The sequence below is a fragment of the Paenibacillus sp. SAFN-117 genome, from assembly GCF_051966115.1.
Lineage (GTDB): Bacteria > Bacillota > Bacilli > Paenibacillales > NBRC-103111 > Paenibacillus_L > Paenibacillus_L residui.
Map to the genome: position 1 here is coordinate 1 of NZ_JBQCLK010000029.1, position 24,127 is coordinate 24,127.

19 protein-coding genes are annotated in these 24,127 nt (G+C 49.0%); 11 read left to right on the forward strand and 8 right to left on the reverse strand.

Annotated features, from left to right (window positions below; translation table 11 throughout):
• Window positions 1–290: 290 nt before the first annotated feature.
• Window positions 291–1,466, reverse strand: a complete 1,176-nt coding sequence (gene nagA / locus ACTHRH_RS18010) for an N-acetylglucosamine-6-phosphate deacetylase (RefSeq protein WP_144933849.1) — start codon at window positions 1,464–1,466, stop codon at window positions 291–293.
• Window positions 1,463–2,191: a glucosamine-6-phosphate deaminase gene (gene nagB, locus ACTHRH_RS18015; RefSeq protein ID WP_144933848.1), complete on the reverse strand. Its 729-nt coding sequence runs from the start codon at window positions 2,189–2,191 to the stop codon at window positions 1,463–1,465. Before nagB ends, nagA begins: the two co-directional genes overlap by 4 nt.
• A 589-nt stretch (window positions 2,192–2,780) precedes the next feature.
• On the opposite strand from nagB, the gene ACTHRH_RS18020 reads away from it, so the two are divergent.
• Together ACTHRH_RS18020 and ACTHRH_RS18025 are read left to right on the forward strand one after the other, a co-directional pair.
• Window positions 2,781–3,656 (forward strand): sugar phosphate isomerase/epimerase family protein, encoded by an 876-nt coding sequence (locus tag ACTHRH_RS18020; protein ID WP_379286326.1) that lies wholly within the window; start codon window positions 2,781–2,783, stop codon window positions 3,654–3,656.
• A 165-nt stretch (window positions 3,657–3,821) separates the two neighbouring features.
• A complete protein-coding gene (locus ACTHRH_RS18025; protein ID WP_440416885.1) occupies window positions 3,822–5,231 on the forward strand; it encodes an MFS transporter in 1,410 nt (469 codons plus the stop codon).
• A 24-nt stretch (window positions 5,232–5,255) separates the two neighbouring features.
• On the opposite strand, the gene ACTHRH_RS18030 is transcribed toward ACTHRH_RS18025, so the two are convergent.
• Both ACTHRH_RS18030 and ACTHRH_RS18035 read right to left on the reverse strand, forming a co-directional pair.
• Entirely contained in the window at window positions 5,256–6,014 is a 759-nt protein-coding gene (locus ACTHRH_RS18030) for an EcsC family protein (protein WP_379286323.1), read from the reverse strand.
• A gap of 119 nt (window positions 6,015–6,133) precedes the next feature.
• A complete protein-coding gene (locus tag ACTHRH_RS18035) occupies window positions 6,134–6,445 on the reverse strand; it encodes a hypothetical protein (protein ID WP_144933845.1) in 312 nt (103 codons plus the stop codon).
• Window positions 6,446–6,761: 316 nt separating this feature from the next.
• Here ACTHRH_RS18035 and ACTHRH_RS18040 point away from each other — a divergent pair, with 316 nt between their 5' ends.
• From ACTHRH_RS18040 to ACTHRH_RS18060, 5 genes are all read left to right on the forward strand, one after another.
• A complete protein-coding gene (locus ACTHRH_RS18040; RefSeq protein WP_440416888.1) occupies window positions 6,762–7,718 on the forward strand; it encodes an aldo/keto reductase family protein in 957 nt (318 codons plus the stop codon).
• Between the two features lie 418 nt (window positions 7,719–8,136).
• On the forward strand, window positions 8,137–10,365 hold the full coding sequence (locus tag ACTHRH_RS18045) for a PAS domain-containing sensor histidine kinase (protein WP_186328241.1): 2,229 nt from the start codon (window positions 8,137–8,139) through the stop codon (window positions 10,363–10,365).
• Window positions 10,362–11,228, forward strand: a complete 867-nt coding sequence (locus ACTHRH_RS18050) for a MurR/RpiR family transcriptional regulator (RefSeq protein ID WP_144933842.1) — start codon at window positions 10,362–10,364, stop codon at window positions 11,226–11,228. The genes ACTHRH_RS18045 and ACTHRH_RS18050 overlap by 4 nt, the downstream gene beginning before the upstream one ends.
• A 159-nt stretch (window positions 11,229–11,387) precedes the next feature.
• Complete coding sequence (locus tag ACTHRH_RS18055) at window positions 11,388–12,089, forward strand: N-acetylmannosamine-6-phosphate 2-epimerase (RefSeq protein WP_186328240.1); 702 nt, start codon at window positions 11,388–11,390, stop codon at window positions 12,087–12,089.
• Between the two features lie 47 nt (window positions 12,090–12,136).
• Window positions 12,137–13,105, forward strand: a complete 969-nt coding sequence (locus tag ACTHRH_RS18060; RefSeq protein ID WP_379286313.1) for an ROK family protein — start codon at window positions 12,137–12,139, stop codon at window positions 13,103–13,105.
• Window positions 13,106–13,175: 70 nt separating this feature from the next.
• On the opposite strand, the gene ACTHRH_RS18065 is transcribed toward ACTHRH_RS18060, so the two are convergent.
• From ACTHRH_RS18065 to ACTHRH_RS18075, 3 genes are read right to left on the reverse strand one after another with little or no spacing between them, the layout of a single operon-like run.
• Window positions 13,176–14,348, reverse strand: a complete 1,173-nt coding sequence (locus ACTHRH_RS18065; RefSeq protein WP_186328239.1) for a Ger(x)C family spore germination protein — start codon at window positions 14,346–14,348, stop codon at window positions 13,176–13,178.
• The gene (locus tag ACTHRH_RS18070; RefSeq protein WP_440416891.1) at window positions 14,345–15,865 is read right to left on the reverse strand and encodes a spore germination protein; all 1,521 of its coding nucleotides are present in this window, start codon (window positions 15,863–15,865) and stop codon (window positions 14,345–14,347) included. Before ACTHRH_RS18070 ends, ACTHRH_RS18065 begins: the two co-directional genes overlap by 4 nt.
• Window positions 15,786–16,952, reverse strand: coding sequence for a GerAB/ArcD/ProY family transporter (locus ACTHRH_RS18075; RefSeq protein WP_440416893.1), 1,167 nt, complete (start codon window positions 16,950–16,952; stop codon window positions 15,786–15,788). Before ACTHRH_RS18075 ends, ACTHRH_RS18070 begins: the two co-directional genes overlap by 80 nt.
• A 172-nt stretch (window positions 16,953–17,124) precedes the next feature.
• Here ACTHRH_RS18075 and ACTHRH_RS18080 point away from each other — a divergent pair, with 172 nt between their 5' ends.
• The 4 genes from ACTHRH_RS18080 (at window position 17,125) to ACTHRH_RS18095 (ending at window position 23,074) form a co-directional block, all read left to right on the forward strand.
• A complete protein-coding gene (locus ACTHRH_RS18080) occupies window positions 17,125–19,398 on the forward strand; it encodes a helix-turn-helix domain-containing protein (protein WP_379286303.1) in 2,274 nt (757 codons plus the stop codon).
• A 184-nt stretch (window positions 19,399–19,582) separates the two neighbouring features.
• Entirely contained in the window at window positions 19,583–21,154 is a 1,572-nt protein-coding gene (locus ACTHRH_RS18085) for an extracellular solute-binding protein (protein ID WP_186328236.1), read from the forward strand.
• A gap of 138 nt (window positions 21,155–21,292) precedes the next feature.
• Window positions 21,293–22,186 (forward strand): ABC transporter permease, encoded by an 894-nt coding sequence (locus tag ACTHRH_RS18090; RefSeq protein WP_144933835.1) that lies wholly within the window; start codon window positions 21,293–21,295, stop codon window positions 22,184–22,186.
• A 15-nt stretch (window positions 22,187–22,201) separates the two neighbouring features.
• Entirely contained in the window at window positions 22,202–23,074 is an 873-nt protein-coding gene (locus tag ACTHRH_RS18095; protein ID WP_379286300.1) for a carbohydrate ABC transporter permease, read from the forward strand.
• An 82-nt stretch (window positions 23,075–23,156) separates the two neighbouring features.
• Here ACTHRH_RS18095 and trhO read toward each other — a convergent pair whose 3' ends face one another.
• Entirely contained in the window at window positions 23,157–24,059 is a 903-nt protein-coding gene (gene trhO / locus ACTHRH_RS18100; protein WP_144933833.1) for an oxygen-dependent tRNA uridine(34) hydroxylase TrhO, read from the reverse strand.
• Window positions 24,060–24,127 lie beyond the last annotated feature (68 nt).

Genomic DNA, 24,127 nt, shown 5'->3' on the forward strand with positions numbered 1-24,127 from the left:
AGATATGGACATTATATTCGTCAATCCCCGGACAGGCAACACCGTCAGCTTTTAGGCATTATGCTTTAGCAGAAACAAGATAGCAATCAAAAGGGGGCGATGTATGAAGCTGATGCAGATAAGAAACTGAGTGAATGGGATAACAGTCAAATGGGCCGGGAAAGAGATAATGACACGACCAAACGGAACTGAGTGGTCGAGAGGCGTTCCTAGACATAAGTAACCGCCCGGCGGCCGCCGGGCGGTTGTATGTGACCTTCTTCGGGCTTAGCCGCCCATTGAAGTTGTCATTAAACGGTTTGTTTTCCCTTAACCCAAATGCTTGAGATGTCAAGATCAGGAGTGAGAAGCAGGATGTCCGCTTGCTTGCCCACTGCGAGGCTTCCCAGCTTGTCGTCCATTCCGAGCATACGGGCCGGATTGCCGCTTGCCAAAACACTCGCCTCCTGGACGGATATTCCCACCGTATTCACCATGTAACGGAAAGCAGAAATCATAGTCAGGGTGCTTCCTGCCAGACTGTTACCTTCTGTTAGGGTGGCCATTCCGTCTTTAACGGTGACGGCGAGCCCTCCAAGGCTATACTGTCCGTTACCCAGTCCGGCGGCAGACATGGCATCTGTAATCAGCATCAAATTATGACTCTGTTTAGCCCGGGTCAACAGCCGGATGGCACCCGGATGGACATGAAAGCCGTCTGCGATGATTTCCGCGCTGATTCGGTCATCCGTCAAGACAGCGCCGACCGTACCCGGCTTCCGGTGATGAAGTCCGGTCATTGCGTTAAAAGTATGGACCGCATGCTTCAGGCCGTGCTCCACCGCTTCCTCGATCACTTCATAAGTGGCATCTGTATGTCCGGCGGCTGCTACAATGCCGTTAGCCTTGAGCCACTCGATCAATTCGTAGGCACCTTCGGTTTCGGGTGCGAGGGTAAGCATTTTGATCAAACCAGGATATTGTTGAGTCCAATCCTGCAGCCATTGCTTCTGAGGAGGAACGATAAACTCAGGATTTTGCGCACCCGGCCATTTATGGCTGATGAACGGGCCTTCCAAGTGAACACCGATCAGTTGAGCATAGGGCATTTCCTTGCTTCTATAGCTGCTGACAGCCTCCAATACGCGGGATAAAGCATCATGAGGGCCGGTTACAGTCGTGGCCAGCATGGAGGTCGTTCCGTTCTGGCCATGAAAGCGGGTAATTCCATCCAGGCATTCCTGGGTTGCATCCATGAAGTCATGACCGAATCCCCCATGAACGTGAACATCGATAAAGCCGGGAACTACCCAGCCTTTCTTGGCGTCAACACGTGTTCCCGAGAAGGATTCCGTCAGTTCAGGACGGCTCCCACGGGATCCAACCCATACAATTTTATCTCCTTCTATCAGCACTTCTCCATCGCTGATAACCTCTTCCTCCGTAACTACTGAAGCATTGGTAATGAGAATTTGATTGGCGCTCATTTTAATAACCTCCCTGCTTCGGAATCCGTCATAACGATCAGTTGAGGATGCAGTTGAAGGAATGATGCCGGGCATTGCGGGTCAATAGGGCCTCTCAATGCTCTATGCATAATTTCTGCTTTATCCGAGCCTTTCGCGAGCAGCAGAATGGTTTTCGATTTCATAATGGTCCCCAGACCTACGGTAATTGCTTGGACAGGAACATCATCGATGGAATCAAAAAAACGAGCGTTAGCCTTTCGCGTCTCCTCGTGGAGATCGACCAGATGGGTAGCACTTTGGAGCGTTGGGCCAGGCTCATTGAACCCGATATGTCCATTGTGGCCGATTCCCAGAATTTGTATGTCAATTCCTCCGGCTTGTTCGATCATTTGGTCGTACCGGACGCACTCCTCTTGAACAATCTCGGCATTGCCATTAGGAATATGGGCATTCTCTGCCGGAAGATCGATATGCTGGAATAAACGGGTATTCATAAAAGTGTAGTAGCTTTCCGAGTGATCTCGGGGCAGTCCAACATACTCATCCAGATTGAAGGTCTTGGCCGATTTGAAGCTGACGCTTCCCTTTTTATAGAGCTCTACCAGCTTCTCGTAAACACCGACCGGTGTGGATCCGGTCGCCAGGCCAAGTACTGCATTCGCTTTCGTATGAAGCGTGGCGGCCAGCAGCCCGGCTGCCGCTTCGTTCAGTTCTTCATTGGATGAAAAAATGTGTACATTCATTCTAATTCTAACCTCCGACGATATTGTACGGACAGCAAAAAGAACCTGGGTCCGCCTAATCAAGAACAAAGAAATCCGCAGAAGCAGTCCAGGGACAGAGCAATAGATCATCGTCCCAACACAGGACCATCAGGATAGTACAATGGTAGTCATATAACGATGTCCTATTTTAAATGTAAGGTTTCTGAGGGGCTATGTCAATAAACAGAAAGTTTATCTCGATCATAATCCTGATTGCAAACATCATTTGTAATGTTAGAAACGATAAAAATAAATGCTACAACTATTAAAAGCCCGCAGCTGCAGCTTTTCCATTGAAAAACAAAATATCTCGTTAAATATTATATTTGGAAAGGATTGACTAGCACGTAGACCACTTATACACTATAGGGGAACTCATTTTTTGTCTGATGAAGACAGGGGCAAACCGGGAGAAGTCTTCAGCATCTGGGTAAACGCTTGCAGGCAGGCAACGCTTTGTCAAGTATTTCGTCGAACGTTTATCTGGCTGCGGAATTTGTAAACAGAGCCGCTCTCGGATTCACACTGGCTCATCAGATAATTAATATTGCAGATTGGGGTGGAGGATTTGAAGCTGACGAATAAAATCGGAGTCATTGTGGATAGTTTTGGAATTGGAGTTAGAGAAGGGCTGAAGAAAGCCAAAGAGGTTGGGGCTGAGGGAGTTCAGATTTATGCCGTAAAAGGAGAGATGGATCCCGCTAACCTTAACGCGGCAGCACGCAGAGAGCTTAAGGACTATATTGCATCACTCGGTCTTGAAATCTCCGCATTGTGTGGCGACCTCGGAGGTCACGGTTTTCAGGACAAGACAGAAAATCCCGCTAAAATAGAGAAGTCTAAACGAATTCTAGATTTGGCCATGGATCTGGGTACGAATGTAGTAACGACTCATATCGGAATTGTTCCCAACGACCGTAATAGCGAGGTTTTTGCTGTGATGCAGGAGGCTTGTGAAGAATTAAGTCAATACGCAAGCAGCATGAATGCTTATTTCGCGATTGAGACGGGTCCGGAAACGGCTGAGCATCTGAAATCATTCCTGGATACGTTAAGCTCCAAAGGCGTGTCCGTAAACTTCGATCCGGCCAATATGGTTATGGTGACGGGAGACGATCCGGTACAGGGAGTCAAGCTGCTAAAGGATTACATTGTACATACCCATGTTAAGGATGGTATTCGTTACAAGGAAGTGGACCCGCGCGAAATTTATGGAGCGCTTGGATATGAACCGATGGATCATGGTAAAATTGCGCAAATGGTGGCATCGGGAGAGATTTTCAAAGAAGTTCCTCTTGGAGAAGGAAAGGTTGATTTTGACGCTTATTTTGCCGCTCTGCAGGAAATCGGTTATCAAGGCTATCTGACGATCGAGCGGGAAGTAGGGGATCAGCCGGAAGTGGATATCCGCAAGGCTGTAGAATTTATCAAACGTTATCGGTAAGCCCGAAACGGCTCTTGAACGGGTCCGTTCCCGTTCAAGGGCCTTCTTTTGTATGAAGAGAGAGGAAGGCCGTTTAATGGTTTCGCGACGGCTTCGCCTCTAACCTGATGCGAAATCTCTACAGCTATTTTGGAATGATTCCGGTCACAAAGAAGGTGCCAGGATATGGACGTAATTAAAAGTCGTTGGTCAATCCTCCAAATAGTCAATCTGGGAACCTTTATGTCCACGTTGGATGTGGGTATTGTTAACGTAGTGCTGCCGACAATGGCCGAACAGTTCGCGGCCCCGTTGGCCCAGGTTCAATGGGTTGTTACCTCTTATTTACTGACTATGGTTGCCCTGCTTCCGATATTAGGCAAATGGTCCGACCGGATGGACCGCAGTAAAGTCTACAGCTACGGCTTCTTGGTATTTGCGGTCGGATCTTTATTTGCTGCTTATTCACCTAATTTGGCTTCTATGATTGTGTCCAGAATCGTTCAAGGAATAGGGGCCTCGATGATTCTGTCGAACAGCCAGGCGATGGTGCGCAAATTATTTCCCAATCATGAAATTGGCAAAGCACTGGCGATGAATGCCGTTGTGATCTCGATCGGAACTCTGTCCGGACCCGCAGTCGGAGGTTTGCTGATGGAATGGGCTGATTGGTCCGTCTTGTTTCTGATCAATGTCCCGCTAGGTCTCTTGGCCCTGCTGTGCGGGCTCAAATGGTTTCCCCGGGATACCAAGCGAGGATATCAGCCGCTGGATGTAATAGGCTCGGTTTTGCTGGCTATCAGCACGTCGCTTCTGCTGCTGGGGGCGGTATATGGTGAAAGCAAGGGCTTCACCGGCACAATCATTGCACTGTATGCTTCCGGAACCGTGCTGCTTGTACTGCTGTTTCTCTATGAGAGGCAAATCTCCCATGGGGTGATTGACAAAGTATTATATACCAATCGAGGGATGGCGGTGGGCAATTCTGCCTCGCTGTTAATGAACGTTGCTCAAATGTCCACTTTAATTCCGATAACCTTCTACATGCAGCAAGTGTTGGAGTACCCGACCCGCACAGTGGGGCTGATGCTTGCCCTGCAGCCGGTATTTCTCGGAATCGCATCACCCGTTTCCGGATGGTATAGAGATAAGTACGGGGCGTATTATCCGACTATTGTCGGAGCGTCCATTTGCGCTATCTCCATGCTGTTTATTATCTGGGGCGGTGGAATCCACCCCATAGGCATTGCGCTTCATCTTTCGTTATTTGGGGTAGGAATGGGATTGTTCCAAGCCATAAATAATGCCGAAATTATGTCTGCGGCCCCGCCCGAAAAAATAAGCTTGATAGGAAGTATGCTGGCTCTGATCCGTTATTTCGGAATGATTATAGGGATCGGAATGGCGGTACTTATGGCTGGCGGAATGGGGGCAACCGCAGTAGATCCGGTTGAGTTGACGGGAAGGATAAAAGGTTTGTTCGGTGCGGCCTGTGCAGTCTGTTTCGCGATGGTGCTTATTTGCTTGCTGCGGCCCAAGGAGAAGCCGCAGGCCGAAGCTCCGACGGGCTCTGCCAAGGCAAGCAAGCCGTTATAAGCGGATAGGGGGAACCTGCAGTACCTACAGTTCCGCAGAGGAGAGCCCATTATGACGCTGCAGAATTCGCATCCGGTAGCTGTTCTTGGCTGCCACATTCAGATCCTCCAGCAAACCGTAATTGGCCCAAGCTCCAATTACAGCTCCAATTCCCGGAACCAACTGGAGAAGTTTGCGGAGATCAAGGGAGTCTCGATATTCCTGCTGCAGCTTCTGCCAGTCGATCTCGTCGCTGTTATTGAATCGTCCTGATGATTCGTGATGCTGATGTTCCCAATTCTTCATCCGTTCAAACACCGTCAGCCGGTGCTCTCTGCTGGAGAAGGCCAGTTGAAAGATTGAGAGAATATAGAGCCTCTCGTTCATGTCCGAGGTATCGAAGCCGTAAATATGCGCCATCTCGAATAAATACTTCATCTTGATGGCGATCAGCGCGGGAAAATCCACTGCTCCCAGCAGAAGACCCCCGGCTCCGGTACCCGCTCCTTCGGCGGCCGCTACTTTCTTGTATACATTCGTCAGCTGCTCCGCCTGGCGGTCTCTCTCCTCCAGCGTAATGCCGTATGCTACCGGCCGCTTAGGAGTGTACTTTGCGCCGACGAGAGAAGCTTGCACGATTCCTTTGATCGCGGAGGTCAACGCTGCGTGGACTTTCTTGGGCAGGACATTGTTGATTTTGTTGCTGAATGCTTTGGAAGTCGATTCCAGAACTCCTTCTTTCTTGGCCAAGTTCCGTGCCCAAAGCCGCAATTCCATGGCGACTTGTTCTTCATATCCCATCATTAGTCCACTCCTGATTTCTAATTCTCCATCCGGATGACAGACCATCTCGCCCGGGAAGGATCTGTTTGCCATTCTTACTTGACCGATCGCCTGCGGATGCCGGATGAAGATTGCGGTAGTTAATCATCGAAAGTGTCTTCCACCCTCGAATGTCCTTCCAAAATACATTCCAGCTCCGTCTCAAAATTCAAATAAAGAGGAGGGGGTAGAAGCTCGATCATTTTAGCGATCTCGGGAAGCGCCAAAGCTTCTTCCATATTTCTCGGCCTGCGCTTCATTCCTTCGATCCAGTCTCTAACCAGCTCTATCAGCTTATAGAAGCTATTTTGAAACCGGTCCGCGTCCGCTTCGGAATCTTCCGGAGAACTGACGCTCATTTGCTGCCAGTTCTCCATCATTTCCTTAAATGCCCTATCGATAATCGAATTCATCCCCAATCTCCCCTTTCATGGCTTTCATAGCTCTTTCTCGGCTTGTTATCCGCCTTCTAATTCATTGTAACGGAATTTGTATGCAGGGTAAAAGTAAAATTTAATTATGAAGAGGAAGATGAGTTTAACATTTTTAGAATATTCAACGTTTTTTTATCCAATTTTCTCCATTTTTCACTCTCTTTGAAGTATAATAATGGGGAAGAACCAAGCAGCTATAAACTTGGGCAGTGAGGAATAATCCTTCAACGCGGTAAATTCGGTGCCCTGCACTCGAGAAGGATAACCATTCGTTTTCGAAAGGAGCAGATACGAAATGAACTATCGTCAATTGGGGGCTTCCGGACTGAGAGTAAGTGAAATCAGTTTGGGTAGTTGGTTGACCTATGGAGAAGGGGGATATGTCGATTCGGCCAGAGCCCATGAGACTATAGACAAAGCTTATGAGCTGGGCATCAACTTCTTCGATACAGCTAATATTTATATGCGCGGAGAGGCTGAGAAAGTAGTCGGACAAGCTTTAGGAAAATATGCCCGGGAATCGTATGTGATTGCTACCAAGGTGTGGGGGCGGATGGGGGAAGGGCCGAATGACAGAGGCTTATCTCGCAAGCACATTATGGAGCAGTGCGAAGCCAGCTTGAAACGGTTGAATCTGGATTATATAGATCTTTATTACTGCCATCATTTTGATCCGGACACACCGATGGAGGAAACGCTGCGTGCCATGGACGACCTGGTCACACAGGGCAAAGTCTTCTATATCGGAGTAAGCAACTGGACGGCGGCACAAATTGCGGAAGCTGTCCATTTGGCAGACCGGAAGCTCCTGAATCGGATCGTTGCCAGTCAGCCGGTATACAACATGTTTAATAGAGCGATTGAACAGGAGCTGATTCCCGCGTGTACGCGGTTTGGGATCGGTCAGGTCGTATATTCCCCCTTGGCTCAAGGAGTGCTTGCGGGAAAATACAAGAATGCGACAGATGTGCCTCCGGACAGCAGGGCCACCCACTCCAGCGGAAAGCAGACGATCCAAAGATATTTGCATGACGACAACCTGCTCAAGGTGGCTCGAATCCGTGAAATAGCTGACGAATTAGGGTTAACCCTGTCTCAGTTGGCCATCGCCTGGATTTTGCGTCAGTCCAATGTTTCCAGCGCGCTCATAGGCGCCAGCCGAGTCCAGCAAGTGGAGGAGAACGCAGTGGCGTCCGGGGTAAGTCTCCCAAACGATGCGTTAGAACAAATTGAATCCATCCTGAATAATTGATGATTGGGCCCGGGACATTGCTCCCGGGAGCTTCCCAAATTGCCTTGCAGCAGCCTCAATACATACTCTCGCCAGTATAGCGCTTCTCGGTATAGATACCCTCTTCTTGCCACCATACATACTCAAAATTTAAAGGCAGATGATCATATTTTCGCTTCCGGAGAACGGCCTGAACTGTTTCAAATCGCGTAATTTGGTTTATTTGTTAGGGGTTATAGGGGGAAGGCAGCTACAAGATGTAAGTCACCACAGATGGTTAGTTAGAAAATATCGGACTAGGGTGAGGAAAATGATAAGGCTTCATTCAAAAGGAAGAAGGATCACTGGAAGCGCTCGCAATGGAGTGCCTTTAAAGATATCCCGTCGGGGTTATGTGCGGAAAGAAAAAGATTCTCCCATTCAGAGTTCTTCCCAACGGATGGAAGAAAAAGGGGAACAGGGAGACGGAATCGACCGTTCAAAGGAAACTCAACAGCACTGCGATTCCTTGGTGGAGCACAATCCGGCAGCCATCTCCTCCCTCGACTTATCCGGCGCTATCCAAACGGCCAATCCGGCTATGGAACAGCTAAGCGGCTATTCGGCCCAAGAATTAATCGGAATCAATTTGCTAAGCATGATCGATCCGGCCGATGTTTCGCGGACCAAGGGCTGTCTGGAGCAGACGATTCGCGGAGAACCGGCAAGCTGTGAGATGGTCTTCTACCGCAAAGACGGCACGGCAATGGATTTGGGGGTCAAATTTGTCCCGATCATCGTCCGCGGAATGCCAACGGGCATATATTTCATCGGCAGGGACATCACCCAGCGCAAGAGGGCAGAGAAAGAGCTGCGGCGAACCAAGGAGCAGCTTGAATCTCTATTCACGAATACATCGGATGCAATCGTCATTTTTAACAGGGCTGTCACCGTTCTTCAGGTGAACCCCGCTTTCGAGAAAATGTTCGGATGGACAGCGGAGGAAGTGGTCGGCCGTCATATTTCCGAGATGCTTCCTCATGAATGGGACAAATTGGAGCGGGCCTGCGATCATGTTCTTCATGTCGGCCCCTTGAACGGAACGGATGTCGCTCTATGGAGAAAAGACGGCACCGTAATTGAAATCAGCGTCACCATCTCTCCAATTAAGGATGGTACGGGACAGGTCAATGCTTTCGCGGCAATGATACGAGATCTTAGCGAGCGGGTTAAGATGGAGAAGACTTTGCGAGAAAGTGAAGCGAAGTACAGATTGATCGCGGAAAATATGACGGATCTCATCGCCATTTATGACAGAAACGGAAGGATGACTTATGCGTCTCCGTCCTTTAAGCATGTTCTCGGTAAAGAGCCGGAGCTGCATGGGAGAATAGAACAGATGGTCCACTCCCAGGATCGCAGAAAGATTCGTGAGAGGTTTACGGAGATGGTAAACACGAATCAAGCCAGCCGGTTTGAATACCGGTATGCCCTTTCCGAAAATCAGTCCCTGTTTCTGGAGGCAAGCGGCATTCCCGTGATCGGGGAATCCGGCCGGGTAGAAAGCGTCGTTATCGTCTCCCGCGACATTACGGCTCGCAAGAAGGCCGAAGACGCCCTGTTGGAAGCGGAAGAAAAGTATCGCAGTCTTGTAGAAGAGGCTCTTGTAGGAGTATATTTGATACAAGACTGGGAAATCACTTACGTTAATCCCAGATGTGCAGAGATGCTGGGATACCGAAGTGAAGAAATACTCCATAAGAATGTGATGCATTTCGTATATCCGGAAGACCATGACCTGTTCCTGAGCAAGTTCCGCAATCGTAAGGGCAGAAGCGTCCATTTTTATTTTCGTGCCTTGCATAAGGATGGCAGGGCGGTGGATGTCGAGCTGCACGGGACGATGACGACATACAAGGAGAAGCCGGCGATCATTGGCACGGTTATGGATATTACAGAGAGAAAACGAACGGAGGAGCTTCTGCGGAAATCCGATAAGCTGTCGGTCGTCGGGCAATTGGCGGCAGGCGTGGCTCACGAAATCCGCAACCCGTTAACCTCTCTCAAAGGCTTCGTCCAGCTGCTTAAAGCCAAGAACCAGGGACAGGAGCAGTATCTCAATATCATGCTGTCCGAGCTGGATCGAATCAATTACATAGTGAATGAATTCATGGTGATTGCCAAACCTCAGGTCATAGAATTCCAGCCGAAAGACGTCCGCCGCATTCTCTATGACGTCATTCCACTGCTGGACACCCAGGCCATCATGAACAATATTCAAATTCGGATGGACGCGGAAGAGAACCTTCCGTTGATCCATTGTGATGAAAACCAAATGAAGCAAGTTTTTATCAATATTCTCAAGAATGCTATCGAAGCCATGCATCATGGCGGGATCATTCAAATAAGAGTCAAGCAGGATCACAAGCGAAAGCTGCAGGTACGCATAGTTGATCAGGGCTCGGGAATCTCGCCCGAACGGCTGGCCCAATTGGGGGAGCCTTTTTATACAACGAAGGAGAAGGGGACTGGCCTCGGATTAATGGTCTGTTATAAAATTATTGAGATGCATCACGGGACCATTAAAATTAAAAGTAAGCTAGGCCAGGGGACAACCGTGGATATTGTGCTTCCCGCATATCCATCCCCGGAACAAAATCATTTCAAAGACAAAGGGACTGAACTATGAAGACGAACAAGATATCGGATTTAAACAACTCGTTGCTTATGATCAACAGCATTTACTCCTCTCTCACCAAATCGGAGAAGAAGGTTGCGGATACCGTTATGAAGGATCCGGAGGCCGCTGTCTTCTATACGATAACGGACCTCGCGGAGAAGGCGGACGTGGGGGAAACTTCCGTCATCCGGCTTTGCCGCAAGCTGGGGTTTAAAGGCTACCAGGAATTCAAGCTGTCCATCGTCCAGGATTTGGCCAGCCCGGCGGAGCAAATTATGGGAGAGATTGAAGAGAACGATAATATGGAAACCATCGCCAAAAAAATAACGGCCCATAACACTCAAGCGCTGCACAATGCACTGTCACTCCTTAATGAGCAGCATCTGAACAAGGTGGCCGATGCCATCATTCGTGCCGACCGACTGTTCTTCTGCGGAGTCGGCTCCTCGGGATTGACGGCCATGGATGCCAAGTACCGGTTTATGCGCCTCGGTTTTCAGGCGGACGCAGTGATGGATTCCCATATGATGGCCATGAATGTGGCACTGGTCGGCAAGAATGACGTAGTGGCGGTGATCTCTACAAGCGGGAGCACGAAGGATGTGGTGAATGCAGTTTCGATTGCCAAGGCCAATGGGGCTTTTATTTTCTGTATTACCAACCACGGGAAATCCCCTGTCACCCAGCAGGCGGATGCAGTGCTTCTGGGGACGTCAAGAGAAACCCCGCTGCAAGGAGGCGCGTTCTCTTCCAAATTGACCCAGATCCATCTTCTGGATATTTTATCGACCGTTGTCGCTCTCCGGCAGAAGGATCGGACCTACGCCGCTCTGGAGAAAACAGCGAAGGCGGTGTCCGATAAGCTATACTGATGAGCTGCTGGCCGATCAATACTGATAGTTAACAAGGAAAATGGAGCAAAAGTTCATTTTATTTAAATTATTGGAAGGAAAATTCTTTCTTTCTTCGGTATAGGGATGTATACTTAAAAAGTAGAGAGTAAAAGACCGAAAAGGAAAGTGAGAATTATAATGAAGAACTCTTTGATCCCATCCTTGTATAACCAATGTATTGTTTCTTGCCAGGCACTGGAAGATGAGCCTCTGTACGGCTCTCATATTATGGCGGCGATGGCCCAAGCGGCAGAGCGTGGTGGAGCTGCAGCCATACGCGCCAATACCCCCGTCGATATTCGGGCAATTAAACAGGCTTGCTCCCTTCCGGTGATCGGACTGTACAAGAAAGATTACCCGGATTCCGATGTGTATATAACGCCTACGTTCCAGGAAGTGAAGGAAGTAATCGAGGCCGGTGCCGAAATCGTGGCGATGGATGCTACCCGACAGCAGCGGCCGAATGGGGAGACTTTGGAGGGGCTGATTTCCCGTATTCGCGAGAGCTTTCCAGAAACACTTATTCTGGCGGATATTTCCACCTATGAAGAAGGAGTCCATGCGATGGATCTTGGGGTCGATCTGGTCTCAACGACATTGTCCGGCTATACGAGCTATAGTCTGCAGCAGTCCGAACCGGATATTGAGCTGGTCGGCAGACTGGCGGCTCTCAAGCGGACACCGGTCATCGCGGAGGGACGAATCTGGACGGTTGAGCAGTGCCAGGAATGCTTCCGTCAAGGCGCTTACGCTGTTATAATCGGGTCGGCGATTACCCGCCCGATGGAAATTACGAAGCGGTTCGTCCGGGCTGTTCAAGAAGTCACGGGCACGAAGTAATCCATTACATGATCTTATGGGTATGGTGAATGAACGGGGGACTTAGAATGAATGAACTGGCCATTGGAGTGGATCTGGGCGGGACCAAAATTCATTTGGCCGCGATAGACCGTTCCGGGCAGACGGTAGTTGAATCCATCGTTCCTACCGAGGCCAAGCAAGGCGCAGCCGCTGTGCTGAACAAGATGGTTAACGGCATTGCCGATATTTTGAGCCGGCTGAAGGATGTACGCAGAGAAGGCGATGTGGTCGGCATCGGTATAGGAAGCGCGGGTCAGATCGACTTCAGCAGCGGTACGGTCGCTTTTGCCGTCGATACATTACCCGGTTGGACCGGAACTCCGATTCGCGACAAGGTCACCGAGCGTTTTGGGCTGCCGGTGTATGTCGATAACGATGTGAATGTGATTGCCATCGCGGAGAAAAATTTCGGGGCGGCGCGCCCTTATAACAGCTTCGTATGTATCGCGCTGGGTACCGGTGTAGGCGGAGCCATAGTTGAAGAGGGCCGTTTGGTCCGGGGCGCTTTCGGAGGAGCCGGGGAGCTCGGCCATATTTCGGTCGATTTCAACGGGCCTCGATGCAGCTGCGGCAATCACGGATGTATTGAACTGTACGCTTCCGGTACAGGAATAGCCCGAGTTGCGGCAGAGATGATTAACGCGAATGGCTGGCAGCCGGAATGGCAGGCCGATTCGCGGGAAGTGATTGCTGCCTGGAATTCGGGTGACCCTCATGCTTCTGAAGTGATGGCTAAAGTCATTAGCGCATTAAGCACTCATATAAGCAGTGTCATTCACACTCTGAATCCGGAAGCGGTTATTATCGGCGGCGGAGTATCTGAAGCGGGACCGGCCTTCTTCGAGGCTCTAAGAGAGGAAACCGGAAGAAGAACGGGAGCCGCGATGTGGAAGGCAACAACTTTGCTTCCTGCAGAAATAGGGAGCGGCGCGGGTGTCATCGGAGCGGCCGCCCAAATCTGGCATTATGGAACGAACACAATCAATCACGGATAAAAGAAAAGGCCGCGTCAGCGGCCTTTTATGTTGGTAGGGATTTTACGCATCCGCGGGAATCGGCCAAACCTCACGTTCTTAGTTTGTACTTGCCGCTTGATCTAATGTTAACTTTCACTTTAATCTGTTTAAGGCTGTCCGGTTCCACGACCAGATCTCGGGTTTCCCGTATGTTCTTCCAGTTGGACAAATGATCCCGGTAGACAACTTCCCCCAGACGAAAGATGTCCGCACGTATTTTCATCCCTTCATCGAAAGTTCTTCTAATCTGTGAACGGATGGCTTCTTCCGTTGCTTTCTCCAGCTCGGCGGAGGAGATGTTCTCGTGTAATTCATTAACGATTCCCTTCAATTTGACTTCGATGTTAAAGTAGACCTTATGGTCATGAAATGAGGCTTCAACCTCATATATGGGCCTAGTCAATACAACTACAGCCAACAAATCATTATCCCTGTAAAGGGTCACGGGGGCACGTGCCGTATGCCTGTTAAGCCATTGGATGCCAAACAGGTCATGATTTTTGATCCATCCGGCCAACGAGCCGTCCGACCGGATGAAATAGGCGCCGTCCACTTGAAGCAGCTTGTGCTTCTTCAGTTTGTCTTTCTCACTGCTGATCCAATGATTCGTATTGGTTGTCAATGAAGGGAGATAGCTCGTTTCCCCAGGCTCCCGGTATCTCTGGATGAAACGGTATAAATAAACCGGTTCAATAATGGATCTTTGCTTATAGGTATTTGCCGGCTCATGCAGGATGGAGACCAGAGCGTTCGCATTGAAAAGGGGAGTGGAGGCGAATAATTCTTCAATGGGCTGTTTGGTGCCGAACACCCAAGTGTTGTACCGCACCTCCCGGTAACGGTTGATTAAATCGAGAGCTTCTTCCACTCCATGTCTAAGCACATTTTCCGAAACGACCAAGGCGGTAATATGTCCCCATAATATTTGCTTCTGCGAAGTGGAATATAATTGATTCATCGCTTCGGTAATGGTCCGCCCTCTCCCTTCTCCTATGTAAATAGGCGTAGGCTGGGACGCCGAGGCGCCTTCCTGCCTGACAATACTCGAGAAGTCCAATATTTGGGCATAGGTAATGTATTCCTTATCTACGTACTCCAGGCCCAAAGCGCTAATATAGCTGTAGCTCTGAGGCTCCTGGTAATTCCAACAGCCGCTTAGCATGATCGATATCATGACAAGGCAGAGCATTAGGCGGACTCTTCTCCCTGCCGTATTTTTCAAGAAGATCCCTCTCCTTGCTTCGATTGGTTTTTGGTCTTCAGATATTGCGGACGTTTCTTGCGCAGGCTCCATGGAATCCGCAGAACAGATTCCGGGATGTCCCGGAAAGTAGGCGGCGATAGCGGGGCCAGATAAGGAACCCCAAACGAACGGAGGTTGGCCAAATACAGGACGAGAGCAAAGAATGAAAACAGGAAGCCGAACATTCCAAGCAGGGAAGAGGCGAACAGAATAATCAGTCGTAATACATTCAGCGTCCCGGACAGAGCCTGGCTGACTAGAGTGGAGCCGGCCACTGCCGTGATGGCCCCTATGACAATCATGGATGGGGAGAACAGGCCCGCCCGGATAGCCGCATCCCCGATAATCAATCCGCCGACAACGGTTATCGTTTGCCCAATGGCCGACGGCAGCCGAACCCCGGCTTCCCGGAACAATTCAAGCAGGGCGAGAGTAAGAAACATTTCCAGTGCAGCCGGCAGAGGAATCCCCATTCGCGATGAAGTAATCGTGGCGAGCAGCATAAAGGGAATCTGATCCTGGTGGAAGGTCAGCAGAGCAATATAAAACCCCGGCAGCAGCAGCGTTACAAACAAGCTGATGAAGCGGATCAGCCGTCCGAAGGCAACATTCAGGAATGTAAAGTGCGTATCCTCCGGCGTTTTTAATTGGAGCATCAGATCGGATGGGGCGATAACTGCCGAAGGATTTCCATCGACAAGCACGACAAACCGTCCGTTCATCAGGCATTCGACTACAAAATCGGGTCTCCCCGTATACCCCATTAATGGAAATATGGAGAAGCTGGAATCGGCAATCATCGATTCCAATTGGGTGGTGCTGTAAAGCCCTGCGATGTTCATGCTCGTTAATCTTTTTCTGGCTTCCTCCAACAGTTGAGGATTGATAACATCTTGTATGTAAAGCAATCCTACTTTAGTCATCGTCCGGGTGCCGATAATATATTTTTCGTAGGCCAAGCTGTTGCTGCGAATTCTCTTACGGATCAGGGCCAAATTCACTGAAATATTTTCCACAAAACCGTCCTTCGGCCCGCGAATCGAAACTTCCGCATTGGACTCTTCCGGCTGCCGGTCGGGAATTTTGGCTACATCCACTGAAAACAAGGAGGAATTGTCTACAAAATAAATAAGCAGCTTGCCCTCGAACACTTTGCCAGCCAGATCGGCATCAGAGGAGTCATTCTCTTCGCTCAGCTCCAGCTTCTTCTCCCGCTGGATTTGTTCCACGCTTCGAAAATGTGTTAAAGCATGCAAGTCCTGCAAAGAGGGGAGCACCATCTCATTAATCATCTTTTCGTCTGTCATGACCTCGCAGAAGACGAACAAAACAGCCGACTGCACGGGAGGATTACCGAACTGATAATATTGAATTTGAACATCGTCACAATGGGAGAACATCTTTCGGATCTTTTGTTCATTCCAGTGGGTAGCTGCCTTCGCTCCGCTCCTGGATTGCGTGTCCGGCGGAGTCATCCATTTTGGAATCCATTTCATGTTTGCCCGCTCCTTTTCTTCGCGACAAGCTCGCCAGCAAAGTTAGAATAAGGATGACCGATATCATCATAAAGAACGAATATGGGTAGTAATAATTTTTCAAAATCGATAGAAATACGGGGTCGCTATAGGGCAGTTCACATATAAAAAATGTGATGACGCCTAAGCCGAAAAGAACGATCACTCGTGCCAGCTTCTTGCGGACGTCCAACAGTTCCAGAATGAGAAATTGGGTGATGCTGATCCGGATAAAAGCGCCGGTCAACCATTGATAAATAGAGAAAAAGTCGAGATGTTCAATGTATCGGCCAACCTTGACAAGCCTCCATTGCTCGAATGGGGGATAGCGCTGCTTAGCCGCTTCGCCCGGCCCGAATTCGGCAATCGATCCCATGGTGGGACCTAACGTTAGCCACGCCAGAATGATCGCGAGCAGAAGGATGTGCCATAGCTTGACTTTCCTGCGCAGACGATGCTGTATAAGCAGCAAAATTACGATTTCGCTAAATCCGGAGAGCACGAAGAAAGCCCCGCGCAAAGACGGTGTCCAGCCATACTCGAATAGAGGAAATAAATAACTGTAATCTTTGTGCTCGAAATTGGCGGACATGACGAAGAAACCGAGGAGAATGACGATCGGCAGAAGCATTCCCGACGTGATGGAGATGGCCTGAAGGCCGGAATAAGCCGCAACGGAACAAAGCAGCAGACCGGAAAGTGACAGGACGAACGGGGGGGTTCCCGGAAGATAGGAAGAGATAGTCCATGTATTCGTATCTTTGAGAGTGAAGGCGCCCATGAATACAAAATATACTATGAAGATAAGTAAGAAAGGCCAGGTGGCCCAACGGCCGAAACGATCGCTGAGCCAGTCCCTGATCGACATTTGCCCGGTTTTTTTGATTATGTAATGTATACAAATGATGATAGGAATGTAGGCCAGGGAGGCTATAATGACTGAAATCCAGGAATCTCTCCCCGCTTCATCCAGAAGAATAGGGATAATCATTACGTGGTTGGTCAATCCGACAGTAAGCATGATGATGGAAGCTGCTTGAATGAAGGAAATTTTCCCCGTATTTACCATAACCACCATTCCTATACTTTGAAGTTATGGTTATTATTCCAAGAGCTTCATAAAATATGCCACGAAAGGTCAGCTTCAGTATCCGTTGACAAATCCATCCAAATAGATAGACTTAAAGAAAAAATGAATGGGGAGGCTTGGCCTCTCTTCCATGTCATTCGGGGGGAAAACTTTGAATCCTTTCTTTACGTTCCTGGCAAGACTTTCCTACAAGAGAAAGCTGATGGTATATTCTTTGCTGATCAGTATTCTGCCGGTTTTTCTCATTGGATTTGCCGCTTCCTACCGGGTTACCAAGGTCATTCAGGAGGAAGTGGACCATACTCAGCAAATGGTCTTGAATCAAATCAAAAATCAGCTCAACGATTTTATCATCAACCTGAACATTGCTTCCATCAGCCTTTCCTCTAATTTAACTCTGGAAAAATCGGTGAATGAAGGCCTGTCGGCCGATAATGTCAATCAATCGTTCGAGATGATTGAAACCATCCGCAAGCAGAAGAGCTTTTCCTCCATTCGTTTTGAAGTTTCAATGATTAGTAAGCGCTACCAAATGGTTTACTCCGACCTGGCCAAAGCTTCTTTTGAGTATTTCAACCAAATGATGGACAGCGAGAAGCCCCAATACAATTCCTCCTTTATTATTACACCGCGTACTTATCCGAATCAGGAGGATTTGCTGCTGTTCCGGCCGATACCGCTGCATACGTATTATACTGACGGAGTGATCATACTCCATGTCAGTATTAGCGAAATTCTGCAGTTTGTCGACAAGCTCAATTTGGAAGACAACCGTAGATTGTATGTGGTCGACCCGTCGGGCAAAGTCATCGTCAGCCGGAACGAGAAAGACATTGGGACACGCTTAAGCGGCAGCCCCGGTATGCACGAATGGTGGCAGCAGCCTCCCGATACGATGGAGATTGCCTTGGATGGGGAAAAGTATCAGGTTGCATCTCTGAAGTCAAGCCTTAATGATTGGACCTACATCCTGATGATCCCCAAGGCCGATTTAACCCGCAAAGCCGATTCCATCCGGGGGTTCACCTGGGGCATTATGGGTGCCATGGGCCTGCTTTCCGTCATGATTGCGTTAATCGGTTCGCGCAGGTTCTATCATCCCATAGAGAAGCTATTAAAAACGATTTCGGGAGAGGGCAAATGGGAGGACAAGCATAGGGACGAATTGCAAGCTCTGGACTCTTTCATGCTGCATATGTTGAGAACGAACGGGGAGCTTAAGGACAAGCTGAAGGAACAGATCCCCGATCTTAGGGCAGGGATTTTCCAGCAGCTTCTGTGGGGGGAAATAACGGAGGCGGAAATGCGAGCCAAGGTAGAGCAATGGGACCTGCCGTTGAAGGGGGCTTTATTCAAGGTTTGCATTGCTGCCGTGGACGAGTATAAACAATGGGTGGAAGCCTATAGAGAGAAGGAGCTGCCTCTTATTCATTATGCATTGAAGAAGGTAGCGGAAGAGACCTTTGCGGAGAAGCTGCCCTGCATCGTATTCACCTCTCAGCAGGGCCAGATCGTTATCATGATCGGCAGCGACATGCCGAATGAAGAATTTCAAGCTGCGGTGAGAGAACGGGCCGATCAGGTAAGACATAATGTGGGCCGGTATTTTCCGTTTACTGTCAGCGTTTCCATCAGTCCGGCCTGCAGGGATTATTCCAGATTGACAAGCAGTTATCAGGAGGCTTTGACCTTGTTGAATTACAGGCTGCTTCTGGGCAATAATGTGACCCTGAGTGACGATGATATCGGGCCGTCCGTGAGAACTTCCAGCCGCCAGATTTTTCAGCTGCATAAGCAGATAGTCCATTCGCTTGTGCAGCGTGATCTGAATGGAGCTAACCGTGACTTGCAGCAATTGGTCGAAGCGATCCCTCAATATGCGCAGTCGTCCGAAACCGTGATGGGCTTGTTCTCTTATTTACTTGGAGAGCTGGAGTATGTTTTCCATGAAATCAAGGAGGATCTTCACGATGTTTTTGACTACCCTCCGTACAAGACGCTGTACAGCTTCACGACATTGGAGGATTTGCGGAAGTGGATGAGCAATGAGTTATTTCCGTCCATTGTGAAACAACTGGAGACCGAATCCGGGTCAAAGCAGAAAAAAATTGCCCAACAAACCCTTTTATTTATTCATGATTCCTTCGACAGCGACCTGTCCCTTCAGCAGGTTGCGAATTCCTTCCAGATGTCCGATTCACAGCTTAGCCGGATTTTCAAGGAAGAGACCGGAAAGAACTTTAGCGAGTATTTAATCGAATACCGGATGAAGAAGGCGAGGGAATGGCTGGAGTATACCGACATGTCCATCAAGGAAATTGCCGAGCGGCTGAGGTATACGAATGTGCAGAATTTCTCGAGAACCTTCAAGCAGATCAGCGGCGTTCCCCCGGGAGAATACCGCAAACATGCGAGGAACGATTAAGCTTTAGCCCGAAATTTCAATGATTTCGGGCATTTATCGTTATTTGCCGGGCATTTATCAATATTTTCGTCCGTCTGAAAAAAGTGATTATTGCCTGATCAAACCGAAACAGGTTAGAGTAGGCTCACAACGCAGAGATTCAGCGCGGATTCCACCATACTAAAGAATGAAAGGGGTTACAACAATGGGGAAGACGATAAGCAAAAGACTGGCTGTATCGGTCAGCGCGCTAGTGGCTGCGGCGGCCATGGTGTCCGCCTGCGGCAGCAAGCCGGCAAGCGGGGGCGGCCCGGGCGGGGAGGCGGTCAATAAGGATATTCACATCCTGTTATCCCACTCCAATGCGAAATATGCCATGCAGCTCAAGGATAATGATCCCTATGTGAAGAAGCTGTCCGAGTTGTCCGGGTACAATCTGAAATTCGAGTTTCTGGGCCATGGCAACGATTATATCCAGCAATTGACGGTACGTTTTGCCTCCGGGGATCTGCCTGATTTAATCCGGACCGATTCCATCGATTCCACGATGCATCCCGGGGCGCTGCAGCAAGGAGTATTCCATGAACTGGGACCGTTGATCGACCAGTACGGCCCCAATATCAAGAGTAAAATTCCGAAAGAGGCGTGGGAAAGCACCCGGGTAAGCCGAGACGGTAAAATTTACGGGATTCCTGCCCTGTCCGCTCTGCCGGCTTCCCGAGTGATGTATATCCGCCAGGACTGGTTAGATAAGCTGGGGATGAAGGTGCCCGAGACACTGGATGAGTTCTTGGCTTTCTTTGAAGCGGTGAAAACAAACGATCTGAACGGTAACGGGGATCCCAATGATGAATACGGCTTTTATGTGAGGGAGAATCTTCAGTTCTCGGACGTCTTCTTCCGTGAGTTCGGTGCCTCCCCTAACCAATGGTATTACCGGGACGGCCAGCTCATTCCCGGCATGGTGCTTCCGGAAATGAAGGATGCCTTGAAATTTTGGAAGGAGCTGTATGACAAAGGCTATATCAACCCGAACCTGTTTACCAACAAGAGTGCCGATTGGGAAGCCGGAATCAAGCAGGGCAAAGCCGGCCTGTGGATGCACGACATAATCAACTATATGTCTAACTGGCAGCCCGAAAATTTCGTCAATCAGCCCGAGGTCAAGCTAAGCGCAATTATGCCTCCGCAAGGGCCTAAAGGAGGCGGCATTACGGCCCAAAGCGATCAGATTTATTTCGTCTGGGTCATTCCGTCCAAGGTCAAGAACCCGGAGGAAATCATCAAGTTTATCGACTGGGCATGGTCTGATGAGGCGGAGACCTTCTTCTCCCTCGGCATCAAGGATGTCAATTACACCGAAGAGAACGGCAAAGTGAAGTGGGATCCCAAGACTCCGGCAAATTACGAGAACGACGCCAGCATTTTCTATCAACTGTCCATCAACCCCCGCGGCGACGGAAGGATGCTCCCATCCTTGATTGAAGCTCACCCGGATGCGGAGTTTCTGAAGAAAGGGGTAGAGATTGCCAAGAACAGCAGCACGCCTAATGACGGTCTTCATATGCCGGTTCTCGAATCGCTGAAGACGCATCCCGAATTGGCAGTAGGCACGAATTCCGGCACACTGTTCCTGGATATGTTCGCCAAGGTCATTACCGGCAAGGAAGATGTCGACGCAGCGTTCGACAATTTCGTAAGCGAATGGAAGAGGCGCGGCGGGGACGCGGCAATCAAGGAAGCTACGGACTGGTACCACAGCTTCCACAAGAAATAAAGGGCTGAGGATTGCCGAAGCCTTCCAAAGGGACAATCAGGCGGCTGTGCCGTTATCTCGGGCCGGCCGCCTTCCGTACAAACGAGTCCATGCCATTGGATAAATTTATTTTCCACTGACCCTATAGGAGGTTGCGGAATGCAAAAAATAAAAGGCGATCGGATCGCCCTCCTGATTATAGCGCTGCCCGGAATATTACATTTTCTCATTTTCAAATATATCCCGCTTGCCGGTAATTGGATTGCCTTTCAGGATTACAATTTATTCAAAGGGTTTGCAGGAAGTGATTTTGTCGGCTTAAAGCATTTTATTGCGATGTTTACTTATGACGAGTTTTTCAATATATTGCGCAATACGATATTGCTGAGCTTTTACTCAATTATTTTCGGCTTCCCCGCGCCGCTCCTGCTGGCCTTGCTATTGAACGAAGTCAGGACGATGTGGTTCAAGCGTCCGGTTCAAACATTACTCTACCTGCCGCATTTTCTTTCTTGGGTTATTGTAGGGGGAATCTTCATCAATCTTCTGGACCATGGAGGGATCGTCAACCAATGGCTGGAGAGGCTGGGAGCGGGTCGCGTTGATTTTCTCGGCAATCCGCAATATTTCCGGCCGCTGATCATTACGATTTCTATCTGGAAAGAAATTGGCTGGGGAACGATCATTTATTTGGCTGCCTTATCGGGGATTAATCCCAATTTATACGAAGCCGCCATGGTGGATGGAGCCGGAAGGTGGCGGCAAATGTGGAATATTACGCTGCCGTCGTTGCTGCCTGCCATTATCATCCTGTTCTTGCTGAGAGTAGGAAGTGTTCTGGAAGCCAACGTCGAACAGGTTCTTATTTTTCTGAATCCGTTAAACCGCGAAGTGGGGGAAGTGATCGACACCTATGTTTACCGGGTAGGTCTGTTAAGTGCCCAATTCAGCTTCTCTACGGCGATTGGTTTGTTTCAATCCGTTATCGGACTCAGCCTGGTCATGTTCCTGAATCAGCTAAGCCGAAGAACGACCGGTGAAAGTATTTATTAAAGGGGGAGGAGCGCCATGAATCTGTCAAAATCGGACCGGGTTTTTCCCATCGTTAACGGGCTCTTCCTGATTATAGCCTGTTTAACAATGATCGCTCCGTTAATCCATCTGGCTGCGATTTCTTTGAGCTCGCCGGTCTATGCCAATGCCAAACTCGTTTATTTATGGCCGAAGGGCTTTAATTTGTCCGTTTATGAACAAATTTTCGGCATGGATACGCTGTGGCGCGCATTGGGAATCAGTATTTATATGTGCTTGATGGGGACTCTCATTTTTTTGCTGTTGACCACCAGTCTGTCTTATTCGCTATCCCGGTCCATTATGCCCGGCCGCAAATGGATTCTGAAGTTCATCCTTGTTACGTTCGTATTCACCTCGCCGTTGATCCCTAACTATTTATTGATTAAATCGTTGGGAATGGAGAATACTTTATGGGCCTTGATCATTCCCGGGGCGCTCAACGCTTTTTCGGTCATCATTATGAAGACCTTCCTGCAAGGGATTTCCTCCGAATTGTTCGATGCGGCCAAGATGGACGGCTGCAGCGAATATGGAATTTATGCGCGGATTGCCATTCCGCTCTCCAAGCCGGTGATCGCAACCTTGTCGCTGTTTTACGTAGTCGGAATGTGGAACTCATATTTCGGCGCCTTGATCTACATCCGAAGCAAAGAGCTGTACCCGCTTCAGCTTGTGCTGCGCAGCCTAATTCTGGAGCAGGATATGGGAGGGGCCGCACCCGCAGCGGTGGAGGTAGCTATGGAAGCGACCCCGGAAATGATGAAGGCGGGTGTCATCTTATTTACGACTATACCGATACTGGTAGTGTACCCCTTCCTGCAAAAATACTTCGTTAAAGGGGCATTGCTGGGCTCGTTAAAAGAATGAGGGACAACGTGAAAAGGCATCCGAACAATCGATCAGATGCCTTTTCTCTATATTGATGGTATGACGGGAAATGAAAGGATAATCAAGATTCGCAGCGGCTCCATTCCTTCTCTTCGCATTCCTTGGAGCAGAACCCGTGATGAAGCTCTTCACATTCCTCGCAGCATATATGCTGCAGATGACAAAAATCATTGGCGCAGTTAATGTAACGGTCTTCCGGTTTGCCGCAGTGGTGGCAGCGCCCGATCACAACATCCTCAGGCGTGTTATTGATACGGACGGAGATTCGCTCATCGAAGACGTAGCATTTCCCATCAAACAGCCGGCCCTGCACTTGAGGATCCTTGCCGTAAGTCACAATTCCGCCATCCAGTTGGGAAACGTCCTGAAACCCTTCCTCAATCATGAATGCGGTAAGCTTCTCACAGCGAATTCCCCCTGTACAATAGGTGATGATCGGCTTGTCTTTATGCTGCGCAAGATTGTTGCGGATCCATTCCGGGAATTCGCGGAACGATTCCACATCCGGGCGAATGGCATTACGGAAATGACCGATATCGTATTCATAATTATTTCGTCCGTCGAGGACAATGACATCTTCCTTCTGCAGCATCTCGTAAAACTTGGCCGGTGATAAACGTTTTCCGCCGATTTGGTTAGGATCGAGGTTTTTGTCCAGACGGAAGGTAACGAGCTCTTTTTTGGGACGGACAAATATTTTTTTGAAGGCATGTCCTTCCGCTTCATCGATTTTAAACACCATGTCTTTAAATAGAGGATGATTATGCATATCCTGCATATATTTCTCGGTTTGGGCAATGGTTCCCGAGACGGTCCCGTTAATGCCTTCTTCCGCTACCAAAATTCTTCCTTTGACCCCTAATTCCTTGCAATACTGAAGATGGTCTGCGGCAAATTGCTCATAATCGGGAATGTTTACGTATTTATAATATAGCAGGATACGATAGGATAGATCCTTGCTCATCAATAAGCACCACCTTGTTTTAAATGTAAAGAAAGTAACCCAAACATTGTATTATACACTTATTATTG